This window comes from Spiroplasma sp. hyd1 (assembly GCF_016082235.1).
In the GTDB taxonomy this organism is placed as follows: domain Bacteria; phylum Bacillota_I; class Bacilli_A; order Mycoplasmatales; family Mycoplasmataceae; genus Spiroplasma; species Spiroplasma poulsonii.
In genome coordinates this window covers 1-17099 of the sequence record NZ_JXYY01000025.1, presented here as the reverse complement: position 1 = coordinate 17099, position 17099 = coordinate 1, and the positions used below count along the sequence as shown (strand labels likewise).

Annotated in this window: 20 protein-coding genes, 1 pseudogene and 1 riboswitch; of the genes and pseudogenes, 16 read left to right on the top strand and 5 right to left on the bottom strand. The window is 28.1% G+C overall.

All coding sequences use genetic code 4. The features are described from left to right. Positions 1-188: 188 nt before the first annotated feature. A complete protein-coding gene (fib, locus tag TS70_RS03800; protein WP_198049458.1) occupies positions 189-1727 on the top strand; it encodes a cytoskeletal motor fibril protein Fib in 1539 nt (512 codons plus the stop codon). Between the two features lie 106 nt (positions 1728-1833). Further along, positions 1834-3105: a YitT family protein gene (locus tag TS70_RS07510; protein WP_198049457.1), complete on the top strand. Its 1272-nt coding sequence runs from the start codon at positions 1834-1836 to the stop codon at positions 3103-3105. Here the strand turns inward: TS70_RS07510 and TS70_RS03790 are convergent. Next, positions 3102-4082: a hypothetical protein gene (locus TS70_RS03790; RefSeq protein ID WP_040093547.1), complete on the bottom strand. Its 981-nt coding sequence runs from the start codon at positions 4080-4082 to the stop codon at positions 3102-3104. The genes TS70_RS07510 and TS70_RS03790 overlap by 4 nt on opposite strands. A gap of 90 nt (positions 4083-4172) precedes the next feature. Between TS70_RS03790 and TS70_RS03785 the strand changes: the two genes are divergently transcribed. Together TS70_RS03785 and TS70_RS03780 are read left to right on the top strand one after the other, a co-directional pair. Beyond that, entirely contained in the window at positions 4173-5099 is a 927-nt protein-coding gene (locus tag TS70_RS03785; RefSeq protein ID WP_198049456.1) for a deoxyribonuclease IV, read from the top strand. 3 nt (positions 5100-5102) lie between these two features. Next, positions 5103-5576, top strand: coding sequence for a protein-tyrosine phosphatase family protein (locus TS70_RS03780; protein WP_040093545.1), 474 nt, complete (start codon positions 5103-5105; stop codon positions 5574-5576). 240 nt (positions 5577-5816) lie between these two features. Here TS70_RS03780 and ispG read toward each other — a convergent pair whose 3' ends face one another. Continuing rightward, positions 5817-6911, bottom strand: a complete 1095-nt coding sequence (gene ispG / locus TS70_RS03775; RefSeq protein WP_198049455.1) for a flavodoxin-dependent (E)-4-hydroxy-3-methylbut-2-enyl-diphosphate synthase — start codon at positions 6909-6911, stop codon at positions 5817-5819. Between the two features lie 655 nt (positions 6912-7566). After that, a riboswitch (purine riboswitch) is annotated at positions 7567-7666 on the top strand. A gap of 90 nt (positions 7667-7756) precedes the next feature. Here ispG and TS70_RS03770 point away from each other — a divergent pair. From TS70_RS03770 to TS70_RS03750, 5 genes are all read left to right on the top strand, one after another. Next, a complete protein-coding gene (locus TS70_RS03770) occupies positions 7757-9157 on the top strand; it encodes a BMP family ABC transporter substrate-binding protein (protein WP_198049454.1) in 1401 nt (466 codons plus the stop codon). A gap of 639 nt (positions 9158-9796) precedes the next feature. Further along, positions 9797-10264 carry a hypothetical protein gene (locus TS70_RS03765; RefSeq protein ID WP_127092843.1) on the top strand — a complete coding sequence of 156 codons (468 nt, stop codon included), beginning with the start codon at positions 9797-9799 and terminating at the stop codon, positions 10262-10264. Between the two features lie 66 nt (positions 10265-10330). Further along, entirely contained in the window at positions 10331-10618 is a 288-nt protein-coding gene (locus TS70_RS03760) for a hypothetical protein (RefSeq protein WP_198049453.1), read from the top strand. Positions 10619-10639: 21 nt separating this feature from the next. Next, positions 10640-11551, top strand: coding sequence for a hypothetical protein (locus TS70_RS03755; RefSeq protein WP_198049452.1), 912 nt, complete (start codon positions 10640-10642; stop codon positions 11549-11551). Between the two features lie 66 nt (positions 11552-11617). After that, positions 11618-12220, top strand: a complete 603-nt coding sequence (locus TS70_RS03750; protein ID WP_040093537.1) for an FMN-dependent NADH-azoreductase — start codon at positions 11618-11620, stop codon at positions 12218-12220. 57 nt (positions 12221-12277) lie between these two features. Here TS70_RS03750 and TS70_RS03745 read toward each other — a convergent pair whose 3' ends face one another. The 3 genes from TS70_RS03745 to TS70_RS03735 all read right to left on the bottom strand — a co-directional run bounded on the left by TS70_RS03745 (position 12278) and on the right by TS70_RS03735 (position 13309). After that, positions 12278-12448 (bottom strand): hypothetical protein, encoded by a 171-nt coding sequence (locus tag TS70_RS03745; RefSeq protein WP_158676138.1) that lies wholly within the window; start codon positions 12446-12448, stop codon positions 12278-12280. Next, positions 12408-12788 (bottom strand): hypothetical protein, encoded by a 381-nt coding sequence (locus TS70_RS03740; protein ID WP_198049451.1) that lies wholly within the window; start codon positions 12786-12788, stop codon positions 12408-12410. Before TS70_RS03740 ends, TS70_RS03745 begins: the two co-directional genes overlap by 41 nt. 95 nt (positions 12789-12883) lie before the next feature. Beyond that, positions 12884-13309: a hypothetical protein gene (locus TS70_RS03735; protein WP_198049450.1), complete on the bottom strand. Its 426-nt coding sequence runs from the start codon at positions 13307-13309 to the stop codon at positions 12884-12886. A gap of 248 nt (positions 13310-13557) precedes the next feature. On the opposite strand from TS70_RS03735, the gene TS70_RS03730 reads away from it, so the two are divergent. The 7 genes and pseudogenes from TS70_RS03730 to TS70_RS08490 all read left to right on the top strand — a co-directional run. Further along, complete coding sequence (locus TS70_RS03730) at positions 13558-14070, top strand: hypothetical protein (RefSeq protein ID WP_040093532.1); 513 nt, start codon at positions 13558-13560, stop codon at positions 14068-14070. A gap of 6 nt (positions 14071-14076) precedes the next feature. Beyond that, on the top strand, positions 14077-14886 hold the full coding sequence (locus TS70_RS03725) for a TlyA family RNA methyltransferase (RefSeq protein ID WP_198049449.1): 810 nt from the start codon (positions 14077-14079) through the stop codon (positions 14884-14886). A 51-nt stretch (positions 14887-14937) separates the two neighbouring features. Beyond that, a complete protein-coding gene (locus tag TS70_RS03720; protein ID WP_198049448.1) occupies positions 14938-15444 on the top strand; it encodes a redoxin family protein in 507 nt (168 codons plus the stop codon). 258 nt (positions 15445-15702) lie between these two features. Next, positions 15703-16002, top strand: a complete 300-nt coding sequence (locus TS70_RS03715; RefSeq protein WP_040093529.1) for a hypothetical protein — start codon at positions 15703-15705, stop codon at positions 16000-16002. A 51-nt stretch (positions 16003-16053) separates the two neighbouring features. Further along, a complete protein-coding gene (locus tag TS70_RS03710; RefSeq protein WP_040093528.1) occupies positions 16054-16371 on the top strand; it encodes a hypothetical protein in 318 nt (105 codons plus the stop codon). Positions 16372-16436: 65 nt separating this feature from the next. Beyond that, a complete protein-coding gene (locus TS70_RS03705) occupies positions 16437-16772 on the top strand; it encodes a PTS transporter subunit EIIC (protein ID WP_198049447.1) in 336 nt (111 codons plus the stop codon). Between the two features lie 77 nt (positions 16773-16849). Further along, positions 16850-17035 (top strand): annotated as a pseudogene (locus tag TS70_RS08490) (PTS transporter subunit EIIC); the annotation flags it as partial. Between the last annotated feature and the right edge of the window lie 64 nt (positions 17036-17099).

Sequence of the window (17099 nt, the reverse complement as noted above, 5' to 3'; positions counted from 1 at the left end):
AAACAAAATAATTTTTATTATTTCAATAATTTTTAACATTTTAACATTATCCATTGATAATTTATTAAAAATACGATACAATAATTTTAGTTGTATTTTGCATATAATCAAATATTAGTTATAGTAAGATGCACTAAAAATAATCAATTTTGGAAATTAATTATTAAGAAAATAGAGGTGGAAAATAAATGATCGGTGTTATTTCAACGGCATATTTTACAATGAAAGATAAGCACAATATCAAAACAATAAAAAAATATTGATGAAAAAACTGTGTTATCCAACATGTTAAGTACCATGGAAAAACTTTCATTATTGCAACAGTAGGTTATGGTAAAGCAAATGCAGCAATGGCTATTACTTACTTATTAGAAAAATATCCTGGTTTACAAACAATCTTGAACATAGATTTAGCCTTGTCAACAAATGACAAACATGACACAGGAGATACAACAATTTCAACAAAATTTATTTATCGTGATGCAGACTTAACAGTTTTCAAAGATATTAAATATGGACAAATTGTTAATGAACCTGAGTCATTCCAATTCGATGGTGAATTTGCGAAAGTTGTTAAAGACTTTAAATTAGGATTGACTGAAGGAGTTACTGGAACAGCAGATATGTTGATTTATAACTCAAAACAATTTAAAGAGATGGTTGACAAATATGGTCACACAATTGATGTTATTGATACTGAAGCTGGTGCAATTGCCCAAGTTGCTAAAAAATCAAGCATTAATTATATTGCTTTAAAAATTATTTACAATAATGCATTATCACCATGAGATAATGATCCAATTCATAAATTTAAAATGTATGAAACAGTAAATACTTTAAAATACTTATTAAGAAGATTATTTAACTTATTAAGTTCAAATTATATTATTGATTTATCACAATCATCACAAGATGATTTAGATTCAATCAATGAATTATTTGAAATCAAACATGACCAATGAGTTAAATTATTTAAACCAAATACTCATAAAGTATTATCAGGATTTGGACCTTCATTAATGCTAGTTGATAAACAAGAAAGAACGCCTGTTGCCTTAGATATCATTCAAGTAATGTGATCAAAAACAAAGGAAAACGAAGGACCAAGTAAAGTAATCTTAGGAGAAGATGAATGAAAAAATGCTCCTAAAAAATGATTACGTAAATTATTATTCTTAGAACAAGTTCGTGTTAATGATGATGAATTATTATGAAATAAATCAGCAAAATATGATTTAAATAATGAAAAATTATATAAAATTGAAACAGTTGCTAATGAAATTGCAGCAGCAATTGCTGAAAAATGTCAAGACAAATCATCATACACATATAATGGTGCAACAGTACCAGAAAAATACTTATTAGTAAATGTTGATGCTAGAATTTCATTTTACATCACACACAACCAATCACATGAATTTGTTGAAGATAAAAACTTTGGTGCACAATTAGTAAGCAATGAATTTATTAAGTATTTAAATGAAGCATTAAAAGATGTTGACTCACCATATCAACAAATTGTTGTTTATATGACAATCCCAGCTTTAGACTATCGTAAAATCCCAGTGTTTATTCCTTCAAATAAAGGAGCAAACAGAGGGGTTAAATTTGGAAACTTAAACCAAAAATTACAAAAAGATTATACAGTTGTGGATATTACAAGAAACGATTATGACCCAATTAAAGTTGGTTCATTCAAAGTTACAATTCGTTTAAAAAGTGAATAATTATTAATTTTATTATAAAAACAACCCAAGGGTTGTTTTTATTTTGTAAGATAGTGTTATACTTATTTGTAATTAAGGTTTAAGAAAGGGCAAGGAAATCTAAAGTATGACATATGATGAAGAAACACACGTAGCACAAAATAATAATGCCTCGGGAGTTGGCGCAGAGGATGTTGAAAGTAAAACAATTAATGCTTATAAAGAAGGGCATCGGAAAACAAGAAGTCGTGAACGAATTTCTCGCAAAGAATTTAATTTACGATTTAAGAGTTATTTTAAATCACGATTATTTCGTGATTATGGGTATATTACTTTTGCGGCATTTCTAGCAATGGTTAGTTATGATTACTTTATTGCCGCAACAACAAGTTACGGAATTATGCCGAGTGGAATTGGAGCGATTGCAAGGGGAGTTGCGGCTGCAATTTGACCACACCAAGATCAACTGGCATTTCAAACAAGTATGTATTGAGTTTTTTTCTTTATTCTTAATTTACCACTATTTATTTTTGGTGTAATTAAAATTGGGATTCGGTTTTCAGTTCGGACAATTGTTTATATTACATTACAAAATGGTTTCCACTTTGCTTTTGCTTATATTCCACTTATTAATCCCCAAGAACTATTTTTTATTACTAACTATAATAGTTTAAATGTTTTTAGTAATTATGGTGGAATGTATCAAATTTGATTATTTGTCTTTGCGGCGGTAGCAGGAATTTTAAACGGAATCGCTTATGGATTAGTTTATAAGGGTGGTGCTTCGACGGCTGGAACTGACTTTGTTTTAGCTTATTATTCGGTTAAAAAGAAAACATCAATTGCTAATTATAATCGAATTGTTAATTATATTATTGTTATTATAATGTTAGCAATTCATACGGCATTATTAACACGTAGTGAAATTACTAGTGTCTATTTTGGAAGAGATTGAGCAAACCATCTTGACGCAATTAAAAAACTTGGTTTTAATATTGATGAAAACGGTTTAAATGGAATTGATTTTGCAAGTCATAAAGCGAAATACTTCTTTGGTCCCGTCTTATTTGCATCATATTTATTTGTGGTAGTTCAATCAATTACAATTGATATTATTTTCCCAAAATTTAAATATCGTAGTTTAATGATTATTACTTCAAAAGGCGATGCTGTTGTTTCAGGACTACAATATGTTCATTATCCAAATGATATTGTTCGTCTTCCTGCTCGTGATCATTATGAAGGAAATGATATTAATAACGAAGTAATTATTGTTTCAACATCCTTGTTAGAATATAAATGGATTAAAGCCGCAATTGTTGTTTCTGATCCAGATGCAATAATCTTATCCCATAAATTAGATAAGATTATTGCAAATTATAAGGTTGATAAATATTAATTATGTTTTAAAATTAAATTTAATCAGACAAAACTCTTTTGAAGAGTTTGATAGTCATGCTTAATAGTTTCAATCATATTATCAAGCATGACGTTTTTATTTAAACTAATATTAAAGTTGAAAAGACTGTCGCAGTTATCAATTCAACTATTTGTTGAAATTGTTGCTAGTTGGAGGGATAATGCTTTAGGTGTAACTTTAATATTTGGGATTAAGGTAGTTGTAACCATATTATCTAGGATAAGAGTTTTGAGTGTTGGGGTAATATTTGGATTAGTTTGATCGTATCAAAAAAAATTATCAAAGGTTAAATTATTTTTAGGATACTTATTTTTTCGATTAATTTCAAAAGCATTATTTTGAAAATTTGATGTTGTAACTGTTAAAAATAAATAACGGTAGTATTGTGTGTTGTATGGTTTTGGCATTAAATTTGGTTCTAAATTATCAACAACAGTTGTTGTTGCTTGGCTAATCGAACCAATATTAAAAGCTATATTTTGATATTTTCCAACGATAATTTTATCATTAACTTTAAATTCGTTAATTGGGTAATGATTAGTTGGCGTAATGGTTCATTTGGTTGTAATGTCAGTAATCGTTACGTCAGGCATTATGTTAGCAAAAATAGTATTATATAAATCAATTAATGACGTAATGTCAAAATTATTTTTAATTTGTTGTGTTAAATCCTTTTGGTGCTTTTTAATAAAAATAATAAGAGTAGTAGTTGTTATAAAACAAAGGAATGCCACAATTCCTACTGGTAAAAAAATTGTTTTATTTAGTTGAAAATGAAGATCATATGTAACAACAAAACTAAAAATCGTTAGGAATAAACTAACCATAATGAAAAGATAAAAAAATAAGTTAATTCATTGTCAAGCAACAATTCTATCTTTCTTTTTTATAATTACTTTTTGATAAACATTATCAATCGCTATTTCAATTTGTTTACTATTTTCTTCGTTAATCATGATAATCCTTTCATTATTAATAAATTATTTTTTCTTGTCTTTATATATGATATTATAAAATTAATGAGAAAGAAAGGGAGAAATTAAAAAATGAAAGATTATAATTTAATTATTGGAAGTCATGTTAGTATGAACAAACAACAAAATTATTTGTTAGGAGCATTAACAGAAAGTTTAAATAATGATGCTAATGCAATGATGATTTATACTGGGCCACCACAAAATACAATTCGAGTTAGTACTGACCATTTTTTTATTTCAGAATTTTATCAACAGTTACCTGTCCAACATTTTTCAATTGACAATGTTATTATTCATGCCCCTTATATTATTAATTTAGCTAATACAACAAATCCTAGTACATTTGAAATTGCTGTTGAATTTCTAAGAAAAGAAATTATTCGTGCTGATGAGATTGGAATTAAAACAATTGTTTTACACCCAGGCAGTGCTGTTGGTGCTCCTGAGCAAGTTGGGTTAGATCGAATTGTTGAAGGTTTAAACTTAGTATTAACTTCAGAACAAAAGGCAAAAATTGCTTTGGAAACAATGGCTGGAAAGGGCAGCGAATTAGGAACTAACTTTGCACAATTAAAATATATTATTGATAATGTATTGTTGAAGGACAAAGTAGGGGTTTGTTGGGATACTTGTCATATGCATGATGCTGGTTATCAATTTAAAGAAAACTTAGAAGATATTATTAATGAATTTGATCAATTAATTGGTTTAGACCGTTTGTTATGTTTACATATTAATGATAGTAAAAATCCTTTGAATGCACATAAAGACCGTCATGAAAATATTGGTTATGGTTATTTAGGATTTGAGACCCTTTTGAAAATTATTTATCATCCAAAGTTAGATGGAATGATAAAAATTTTAGAAACACCATATGTTGGTGAAAAAGGAAAAGATTTTGCTCCATATAAAACTGAAATTGCAATGATAAAATTAAAACAATTTACAGACCCGTTTCAAGAGAATGGTAAAATAAAAATAGATCTAGGAGAATAAAAAATGCCAGCAAAAAAAATTATCACTAATTTATATCTTGGTGACCATCATAGTATTCCAACCGATGCTAACTTAGTCATCAGTTGTGCGGCTGAAATTTATCGTGAACAAATTCAAAAGCACAACATTAAAAATGATAATCAAGAGTTTATTTGAACTGATGATCAACATATTTATTTTAATTTTAAAGATTATTCAACTTTACAAGAGTTAGATGTTAATGTTGTCATTCAAGCATTAAAAGTTATTGAAAATAATATTAAAACTAAAAAAATTTATGTTCATTGTATTTGAGGTGTTAATCGTAGTGCTTCAATTGTTTTTATGTATTTAGTTGCTAAAGGATATATTAATGATGATGATTTTGATAGTGCTTTAGAACAGTTTGAACGAATTTATCCGTATATTAATCCAAACCCAGGATGATTTGATTTTTTAATTAATGAATTTCCTTATACACATTTAATATCAAATTAATAAAATAAAAATCTAAGTAATGATTACTTAGATTTTTATTTTATTAACGTTTTCCTTTACAACATTCACACTTCTTGTTAATACAATCTGTGCAAGAAATACAAATTAAACAAGAACGACATCCTACTTTTGGTTTACTACAGGTACGACATGACATACAATTATGGTTTTTTGCGGGACAACATACATCCATTACTCTTCACCTCTATTTTCTTTACCACTTTTTAATTGTATCATAAATTATAATGTAGTTTTATTAGCGCGATTTTTTTCTTGTCAGTCACGATGATATTCATCAATCAGTAATTTTAGTTCAGGCACAAGTTCTTCTTGTTTACATGATTTATAAATTTTACCTTTTTTAAAAATAATGCCGCCATTTTTTCCCCCAGCAATTCCGAGGTCAGCTTGTTTTGCTTCACCAGGACCATTAACAACACAACCTAAGATGGCAATTTTTAATGGAAATTTCATGTTCTTGGTATATTCCTCAATTTCTTTGACTACTGGGAAGAGATTATATTCAAGCCGACCGCAAGTTGGACAAGCAATAACATCAACAACATTATCATAAAGCCCAAGGGCATTTAACATTCGTTTTGCAACTTCAACTTCGGCAATTGGATCAGTTGATAAACTAATCCGGATGGTATCACCAATCCCATTGAAAAGAAGGGGTGCTAAGCCACTACATGATTTGATTGTTCCGGTATGATGACTACCAGCTTCAGTGATTCCCAAATGAAGGGGATAGTTTCATTCTTGACTAGCTAAGGTATAAGCTTCAATGGCCATTAATGCTTCGGTTGCTTTTAACGATAAAATAATATCATAGAATCCTAGATTTTCTAATATTTCAATATGACGTCGAGCACTTTCAATCATTGCTTTTGGTGTTCAACCGTATTTATTGACTAGATCTAAAGAGAGACTTCCTGAATTAACCCCAATTCGAATTGGGATTTTTTTCTCTTGACATTTTGCGACAACTTTTTTGGTATTTTCAATACTACCAATATTGCCGGGATTAATTCGAATTTTACTAATTCCAACATCAGCGGCAATTAGAGCAAATTTATGGTTAAAGTGAATATCAGCCACTAAAGGACAGGGCGCATGTTCAACAATCGTTTTCAAAGCTGCTGCATCATCTTTGCCTAATACTGCTACTCGGACAATTTCACATCCTTCTTGATATAATTGATTAATTTGGGCTAAAGTAGCTTTAATATCGTGAGTTTTTGTATTAGTCATTGATTGAATAACAACTTTGTTTTGACCACCAATTTGGATGTCACCAACCATTATTTTTCTTGTGTTATTTCGTTTATTCATTGTTCAAACATTCCTTATCTTTGCAATAATTTTGTTTATGTAAAAGAAGAGCGGTAGGGGAGTTGGGGATACCGGTAGGGGAGTTGAAAAAACCCAGTAAAATCAAGGGTTTTTTAGTTTCACATAAATTATAATTATTGGATTATCCTTTAGATAATTTCACAATAATCATACGACTAAAAGCAGATAAATTCAACATTAAAGTTAATTTTTGTGTTTTCTTGGTTATTTATGATCACATGTTGAAGGAACTAATTGAAATATTAACGGAAATTAAGCTTTTATTAACTATTTTAAATATCACTAAAACGCAGTAAAATCAAGAGTTTTTATATTGTTCCAATTTAATTCCAATTACATTCCATTATTGTTCCAAATACGAAAAAAAATATAAAAAGTTAATTGAATATTGTTGAATTTTATTTTTTGAACTATATAATTATAAATGTCTAGGGAAGTATAAGAATTGTACATTTATTAATTATAATAAATAGCACAAGTTTAGCCCTATCAATATGACCATACTTTGTATTATATTTATCTTATACTTCATGGATACCCTAAAAAAACAATCTCACCCGGATTGTTTTTTTCATTTTTATTTTTATTTTAATTTTTTAAATTGCTTTTTATAAAAAAAGAGTTATGATATAAACATAAAAATAAATAATATACCTGTATATGCTAGTAATATGGTCTAGCGTTTCTACGTCTTACCATGGGAAAAAGACTCTATAGGTTAATGATTTTGCTTTTCAGACATTAACCCTTCATATTTTAATTGAAAGTAACGGGCTAATGTTTTTTATTTTTAGAAATATTAAATTTAAAAAAGGAGCAAAGAAATGAAAAGTCTTTTACAAATTTTTACAACAATTACTGTTGTTGGCGCTTCTGCTGCTAGTGTTGTTGCTTGTGGAAAGAAATATCTTTTTGATAGTAGTATTTGAGTTATTACCGATGGTGGAACAACAAGTGATCTTGCTTTTAACCAATTAACATGAGAAGGGGCTAGTAAATATGCTGTGGCAAGAGCAAACCCAACCTTACCATTATCACAATGAAAGCAATCAAACTTAAGAGCAAGTTATTTTGAACCAGTTAGTCAAACACCAGGTGATTTTAAAAGTGCTTATATTACCTCATCTATTTCTGGCGCAAAAACATTTGTACTACCTGGTTTTAACCATGGTAATACAATTGGGTGAGCAGCAGGTTTAGTTGATAATATTATTTATATTGATGGCAGTGGGCAAGGGATACATATCAATATGAATCCAAGTGGACCATTAGCAAAAAATATTATTGGTATTACTTATCAAGCAGAGGCATCAGGATTCTATGCAAGTTTAGCGGCAAGCATTTATTTAAATGCACATCAGCAAGAATATGATAATCAATTAAAAATTGGAAGTTATGGTGGAATGGATAATCCAATTGCTGTTTCAAATTATATGTGAGGGTTTTTAGTTGGGACTGATGTTTTTAATGCAATCATTAATTCATTACCTGGACAAAAAATGAATTATTTAAAAGATGAAATTCTAAAACAAGTTCAAGTTATTAATAGTAACATCAGTACTTTGCAACCAGTTGCTAAAGTGCAAAATGTTTTAAACAAAAATGAATCATGATTTTCACAATCGTTTCAAGCTGGTGATGGAAAAATTATTAGTGATGAATTATTATCTCGTGGTGCTAAAATTATTTTTCCTGTTGCTGGAGCACAAGTACAAGATACTGTTAATCAAATTAGAATTAATAAAGTTAATGCAAAGATTGTTGGTGTTGATACTGAACAATCAAAAATTTATGGTGAAGATATTGTTGTAACAAGTGCCTTAAAACAAATTTTAACATCAACTTTTGATGCTTTAAATAACATTTATTCATCAGAATGTGGTTATGATGCAAAAAATAATAGTTGAAATGAAAATAATAGCACAAAAAAATGTTGAATTAACACCGACCAAACCTCAATTGATCATCCATCATGAACGGGGATTGAAACAACAAAGTGAGTTAAAACAAACTTAGTTAATTTTTTACACAATGTATCTGATAATCAAAGTAAAAATACGCCGTTTGATAGGATGGTAAAAGTATTACAACATGCTTATAAAGATGGAATTGATAATCATTCGCCAATTGGAATGAATGCTTTCTTTAGTACCCTTCAAAATACTTATGAAAATCAAACAACATTAAAACAATATTTATTAGCAGCAATTGAGAACGCATTATAATTAAAGAAAATGAAGGTGAAACTTAGATGATAATTAAGTTTTTCTTATATCAAATTATTTGCATTAAAATTAAAATTATAATAACAATTTGTTAAAAGTATGAATATACTTTTTTTAAGGATAATATTAATGAAATGAATCTTGTTATTTTAAGGAGTTTATTTTATGCAAAAAATATTAAATAATTTTTTATGTCAAGTCAAAAATCATTATGTTTTATTAAATAATGATAATAAAAATTGATCACTTCAAAGTCTTAAAATAAAAAATTTAACAATGCTTTTGATATATGAATTAAATTAATAAACATTAATAAATATAATTATAGAAAAAAGGAAGTAGATATAAAATGAGCAAATCAAAGTTAATAATTTCATTTTGTACTAGATTGATATTAAATGGTAGTAATAAAAAAAGGAAAGTAGAAATTGTTGTATGAAAAAAAATAATAAGGGTATTTAAATTGTCTATAAGAAACAGATGAAACTAAAATCAATTATTTTAAGTTTAATTTTTTGTACAACAATAATTTTTCCTAATCTAATATAGTTATTACCAATAATGTTTTTCTTCAGTATAATAAAAACAAAACCGTAATTAATCGCAATGTTAATCAAAATAATATTAATAGTAATCATTATGGCAATGGATTATGGCGATGGGATTTATACCCAAGCTCGTAATCGTGGTCAAACAAATTTTGATTTAGCAAAAGCAACAACCGTAAGGACTCGTCATAACTTAAAAGAAATTATTCATAAAGTCTATGATGTTAATGTTAATGATAAAACATTAAACCGTTTCTTAGGCGTAACACCAATGATTGGGGTTAATGATACCGTTGAAGGGGTTTTCACCTTAGAAGATGCAAAAGAACTTTATAATTGATCCCATGAAGAAAACTTAGCATTTATTAGTATGTGGTCAGTTAATGATGATAAAGGATTTATTGGCCAACAACCAAGTGCTAAAACAATCACTTCTCATGGTTTAAATTATCTGCGTGAATGAGACTTTATGCGTGCTTTTAATGGTGACTGACAAGAGTGAGTTAAAAGACCTGCTAGTGATCCATTTAGAAATAAAATCACAAGAATCTTATCTTAAAAATAAGATTTCTTTTTTAATTAAAAATTATAGTATAATTTAATCAACAAAAGAGTGGAGGAAGCGATGATTAATATTGGTCCCGTTGTATTATGACAAGTTATAATCTTTGTCTTATTAAACCTTGGTATAATAATTGGTCTTTTCGTTAAAACGCTTGGTAGCTTATATTTTATGGGGGCAAATGTTATTTTGTTAGGCATGCTCTTTTTTATCGCGCCATTAATTATTCCAAGTTTAGCAGCCAGTTTAAATAATGTTCTTAAGCCAGTTCTTAACAATATTCCCCAATTAAATAGGGCATCTATTATTGTGGCAAATTGGTTGGCAATTATCATTTTATATGGAGCATAAATTATTGGAACAAACACCATTTTGTTTTCTGTTTATGTCCCAATTCTGCGGAAACAATTTAAAAAAGTAGAAATTAATCGTCCCATTAATTATCTTTTTGGGGCTGTGTTTGGTTTTTGTACAATGATGATATTTAGTTATTTTTTAACAAATTTACTTTCAACAAACGTTTTTTATAACAAAAATAATTTCTCCCAAGATTTACCAACAATGATTAATGCAACAAGAAAGGATGCTAGTAAATATCCAAATCAATTTCGCCATAGTCCAACGAATAAAATGTTTAATTGATTACCATCATGACAAGTTCAAAAATCTGGTGATGCTATTGCCTATTGATTCTGAATGGCAATTGGGTTAAAAAATGATTCATCATTATCCGATATTATTGATTCAATTTCTAATTCTAATGATTTTATTGACAATATTGATAACGCCTTAAATGGTCTTAGTGATAATGAAAAAAATGATGTTGTTAATGATATTGTTAGTCCAATTGTTGATAAAATTGATGATAATACTAATGGGTTACCAGCAACAAGTATTAATTGAAGTAACATTAATCAAGCTGTTATTAGTTGAAAAAATAACAACCCTGACCAACAATTTAAGGGAACTTCGATTGAAACAATGATGACTTCAACACCAAATGATGAAAGTAATCCATATTATTATTATTTTGTTAAGCTTCGTGAATATGGTGAAACAACGACAACAAATAGTGAATTTTCCGTAATTTTAACTAATGGCAATAAGTTTTATACAACCTTAAAAAACATTTATTTCCTAGGAAAAATCACCCCAAATGCAACTACCATTCAAAGTTTTAATACTATTATTAACAAATATGTTATTGGTATGACAATTATTAATCCTGGTGAAAATGATCCGTTATATCCAAATTATCAACAATTATCATCGTGGTTTATTTAAAAAGATAATCAATATCAAACCAAATCCTGAATTATGATAAAATAATACCAGAAAGGAAAGATAACGATGTCAAATAAAGTATTAGTAATTTATGGAACTGTTAGTCCTAATGATAAATCATATTCAAAAGCGTTAGCAGCTCGTTTTATTAAACATTATCAAGCATTAAATGCAAATGATGAAATTATTCATTTAGATTTAAATAATACCGCAATGGCTTTAAAAACATTAACGCGTGATAACTTTGATAGTTATTTTAATGTCGAAGATGCCGATGTTTATATTAACCAATTAAAAGAAGTACAAAAGGTTATTGTTGTTTGTCCAATGAATAACTTTAATGTTTCTGGGTTAATGAAAAATTATTTAGATCATGTCTTAGTTGCTAACAAAACATTTTCATATAAATATTTAAAAAAAGGGGATTCGATTGGATTACTATCACATTTAAAAGTTCAAATCTTAACAACCCAGGGAGCACCTTTTGGATGATATCCATGAGGAAACCATACTGAATATTTAAAAGGAACTTGAGAATTCGTGGGAGCAACAGTTAATAAACCAATTTTAGTGGCGGGAACAAAAGTACCTCCAACAAGTTCATTAGCACCAGATGAATTAATTGATCAATATGATGAAGAAATTCAAAAAGTTGTTAAAACATTTTAAATAAAATAACATAATAAAAAACTCAATTTTAAATTGAGTTTTTTATTATATCGCAAATTAATTAAATATTTTATCTCAAAGGCTACGTTTTTCATTTTTAATTTTATCTAAATCAGCCTTCAGTTTATTAAGTTCTTTTGTTTTATTTTGTAAATCATATTCCAACTTATTTTTTTCTTCAATCGTTTTATTTAATTCGTTTTGCGTTGCTTCTTTTTCTTGTGTCATCTTTGTTAACGCTGTTGTCAGCGCTGTTACTTTTTTCTCTAACTCGATTTGCTTGATCTAATTTAGCTTTTAAATCATTTATTATTGTATTTAAATCATTTAATGCTTTCTCATGATTCTTTATTAACTCTTCATTTTTACCTTGTAACTGTTTTAGTTCTTCTTTGAATTTATCAACTTCCACCGTTTTATCCGTTAGATTTTTTTCTAAATTGGTTTTTTCTTGGTCTAAATTAGATAATTGTGCTTTAACAGCTGTTAATTCTTTAAGACAATCACCACAATCTAACTGGTCTTCTTTAATTCGATAAGTTAACTGATTTTCTTGTTTTGTGACCATTTTTGTTTCATAAACTTTTGTTCGTTGTGGTTCATAAAACTAGTAGTAATACAAATAATAAATATGGAGTTAATTGTTATTTTAATAAAAACTAATTATTGTGCTCATACTGATGTGATAGTATTTGGAACAATCCCAATTAAATTAATTCCAACACCATTTCCGTTATCATATGATGGAATATTTCAAATATATCATTGGGCAATTAGAATTGCAGCAACAATGCCAGCAACAGCAGCAATTTCGGGGATGGCACCTAATAAGGAAGCAATAACACCACCAACTGAACCTAAATCATTTTGAATGGTTGTTGTTAAACTATGATTTAAATACAAATGTGAATAAACGAAGTAATAATCTCATTCATCAATACCATCTTTTAAATTTTTAATAATTCCTGATGTATTATTTAATTTATTATTTTGATAGAATGTTTGATTTTGCAATACTTGTTTTTTAAGTTGACCAATATTTTTTTCAATGTTATTATATTTACTATGAATATTTGATGACTTTGACAATACTAAATATATCATCTCCTGGTAAAAATATTTATACATATTTCCACAAATATTATTTACAGTTTCATTATATTCTTTTCTATTCTGGTAACAATGTCTTTAATTATAATTTTCTAAATATCAACTTTGTTTCAAACTTTTAAAAAAATAACGTAAATAATTTGCAAAAAAGAAGAGGGGTAAGAACAAAGAGTTCTTTGTTCTTACTTTGAAATTTGGTATAATTATGTTAACTAAAAGGTGATAAAATGCAAAATAACAAATTTAATTATTACAATTGAGCAAACAATAAGTGAGCAAAGAAATGACGAATGTCGAATGAGGTTAAACAACGATTATTGACCCTGAAGGGAAAAATTCATTTTGTCCCATTGTGAAAACCAGCAGAAATAACAGTTGATCTTGATAATCATCAGTTAATTGTTCCAAAAAATTTAGCATTTTTAATGCAAAAATATCAATTACCACAAACATCGTATTATCTTTTTAAATATCATAATATTAATAATCTAATGCTAGAATGTAATTATATTATTAGTAATTATTCAACTATTATTGAAGCTAAAATTGATCAAAAGGTTATTTCCTTACAATGATCATTATCATATGGTGCTTATTTCTTTAAGAAAATTACCAATTATATTTTAGATCAAGATACCATTTTAGAAACATATCGTGCAACAAAAACCCGAAAACAACGATTGCTATTTCGTCATAAAAACCAACATGCTTTTAACAAAACAAAATGAAAGGAAGAATAAACTTTAATGAAAATGCGCTTAGACCAATTATTAGTTAATCATAAGTTAGCACCTTCACGTGAAAAGGCAAAAGCAATGATTTTAGCTAATAATGTTTTAGTTAATAATGTTCCAGCTTTAAAAGCTGGTGAATTAGTCGATGTTGATAGTCTTATTACCTTACGAGGAGAACCATTAAAGTATGTTTCTCGTGCTGGTGAAAAATTAGCAAAGGGATTAGAAGCCTTTCAAATCAACGTTGATAATCTGATTTGTCTTGATATTGGTTCATCAACTGGTGGTTTTACTGATTGTTTATTACAAAATAATGCAAAAAAAGTTTATGCTGTTGATGTTGGTACTAATCAATTAGCATGAAAATTACGAAATAATCCCCAAGTAGTCTCGTTGGAAAAAACTAACTTTCGTTATGTTACAAAACAATTATTTGAACTCGATCAAATTGAATTTGCTTGTTGTGATGTTTCTTTTATTTCGTTAGATAAAATTATTCCACCGTTAAAAGATATTTTATTATTAGATCATTATGCTTTTTTCTTAATTAAACCCCAATTTGAAAGTACAAGAGAAACAGTTCATAAGGGAAAAATAAATAGTAAGGAAGCTCATCAAAGGGTCATTGAAAAAGTAATTAATTTAGTTCTCACAAACGGTTTTAGTATTATTAACCTAGATTATTCACCAATCTTAGGTAATAAGAAAAAAAATATTGAATTTATTTGTTTATTACAACGAACAACAACTCCGGTTAATCATTTGTCTGATTGCAAAATTATGGAAATTGTTGAAAATGCTTGAAATTCTTTACTATCTTAATTAACTTTTAGGATATAATATTATCGGAACAAGAATGGAGGGTCAGAATTTATGGCTAAAGGAACAATGAGTGGCGATGTCGCAACATTAATTGCATCAAATCATCTTAAAGTTGGTGATACATTAACATTCAAAGCAGACACTGTTAAATGAGAGGACTTTGAATTAACAAATCTTAAGAAAGAATATAAAGTTATTTCCTCAATTCCTAGCATTGATACTAGTGTTTGTTTATTACAAACAAAACAATTTAATGAAACAATTCTTAATAAATATCCCGCTGTCCAATTAATAACAATTTCCCGTGATTTACCATTTGCCTTACAACGGGCATGTGAATCATTTGTTAATCCCGAACATATTTTATTATCAGATACAAACTATCGTGAGTTTGGTCACAAAACAAAGTTATACTTTGAATTTAATAATTTACTAGCCCGTAGTGTGATGGTACTTGATCAAAATAACCAAGTTATTTATCTCCAAATAGTATCACCAGTTAGTTCTGAACCAAATTATCAAGACACTTATCATTTCTTAGATACTTTGGTAAAATAATAGGTACCCCTTAAAAAGGGGTACCTATTATTTTAAATTAAAACTTTCCAAATTATTTCATTAAGAAAATAATTATCATTATTATTAAAAAAATAACATTGTTAATTTTTTCTAAAAAATATATACTATTTGTTGTATTAACCCTAATTATAATTTTTATCATCCATCATATATGGCAAATTTATCCATTAACAGATATTTTTTTTGATAAGAGAGGTGTTTATTACAAGTATTTTATGAAAGGAGAACACAAAAACCATGGCTTTCGAAAATAACAATACAAACGAAACTAAAAAGAGATTAGCAATGCCAGACAGTGTCTTCATTGGTTGTGAACAACATGCTAATGATTGCCCAAAATGTGCGGCAATGCAAGAATCACAAAAGTCAATTTTAACATGTCAAATGTGTGAACAACCGGTGTTTTTCTGTCGCTCAAAACCTTGTGAGTATAAATTGCATTGTACCAATCCAGAATGTATTAAATCAAAACATAACTTTGTTTTTATTGGTAAAAACAGTACTAAAACAAAAAGGTATCAAGATCAACAGTTTTAAAAATAAAAAAATATTATTAAAACAGATAGTTAAAATAGAAAGCATAACAAGATGGATATTAAATTATTGTTACAGCATTATATTTTATTAAGTAATACTAGCAACCTTGAAAAATTAGATAACCATACTCAAACCTTAATTTGAGGGGGAGTAATTGCAGTTAGTATTATTTTTATTGTTGTTTTTTTATCAATTCATTTTTTTTACTGACGAAATAAGAATAATCAACGCCACACACAACGATTAGGGGTAACGCGTGAGCGTGGTGTTTTATTTGAAATTAGACGAAGTATTTTCTTAATTCTAACTTCATTATTTGCAATTTCCTTAGCTGTTGGTATTTTCACTATTATTAAGATAAATGTGTAATTTTTAACTATTAACAAAACTAATAAAACACAAAATTACTTTTTAACAGAAAGAGAGGAAACGTAATGCAATATTTGCAAAAATTAGGAAAAGCGCTTCAATTTCCAATTGTTGTGTTGCCCGTTGCCGCCTTGTTACTAAGGTTAGGAGGGGTAATGAACGATGTATCAATCAACCCTGACCTATCCCAAACCGGATTATTATCAGCAATTTGATACATTGGCTCGATTTTTCAGGCAGTTGGAAACGCAGCAATTAGTAACTTAGCGCCATTATTTGCAATTGGATTAGGATTTGGAATGGCCAAAGACTTTCGTGGGGAAAGCTGCTTTGGTGGCATTTTTTGGATGAGCTGTAATTGAAGGATTAATGGGAATTGTTCCCCAATGATATTACAATAACGCATTATTAGGACACACCCCAATTGGTAATTTCCAAGATAATCAATTTTGAGCAGTTCCACATTCACAAATTTTATATGTCTTTGATTTTAGTGTCGGAGACACAATCAAAGGTTATGGTGCCAAATATAACATTAGTATGAGGGGTCTTTGGTGGAATTTTAGCAGGATGTCTTGTTGCTTTAATTTACAATAAATATTCAAATGTAAAATTACCAGCAGCATTAGGATTTTTCTCAGGACGTCGTTTTGTCCCAATGGTGACTGCTGGGGAGTGTTGCAAATAAACGGGTATTATTTAATTTATTTAAAAACAAGAAACTTTTT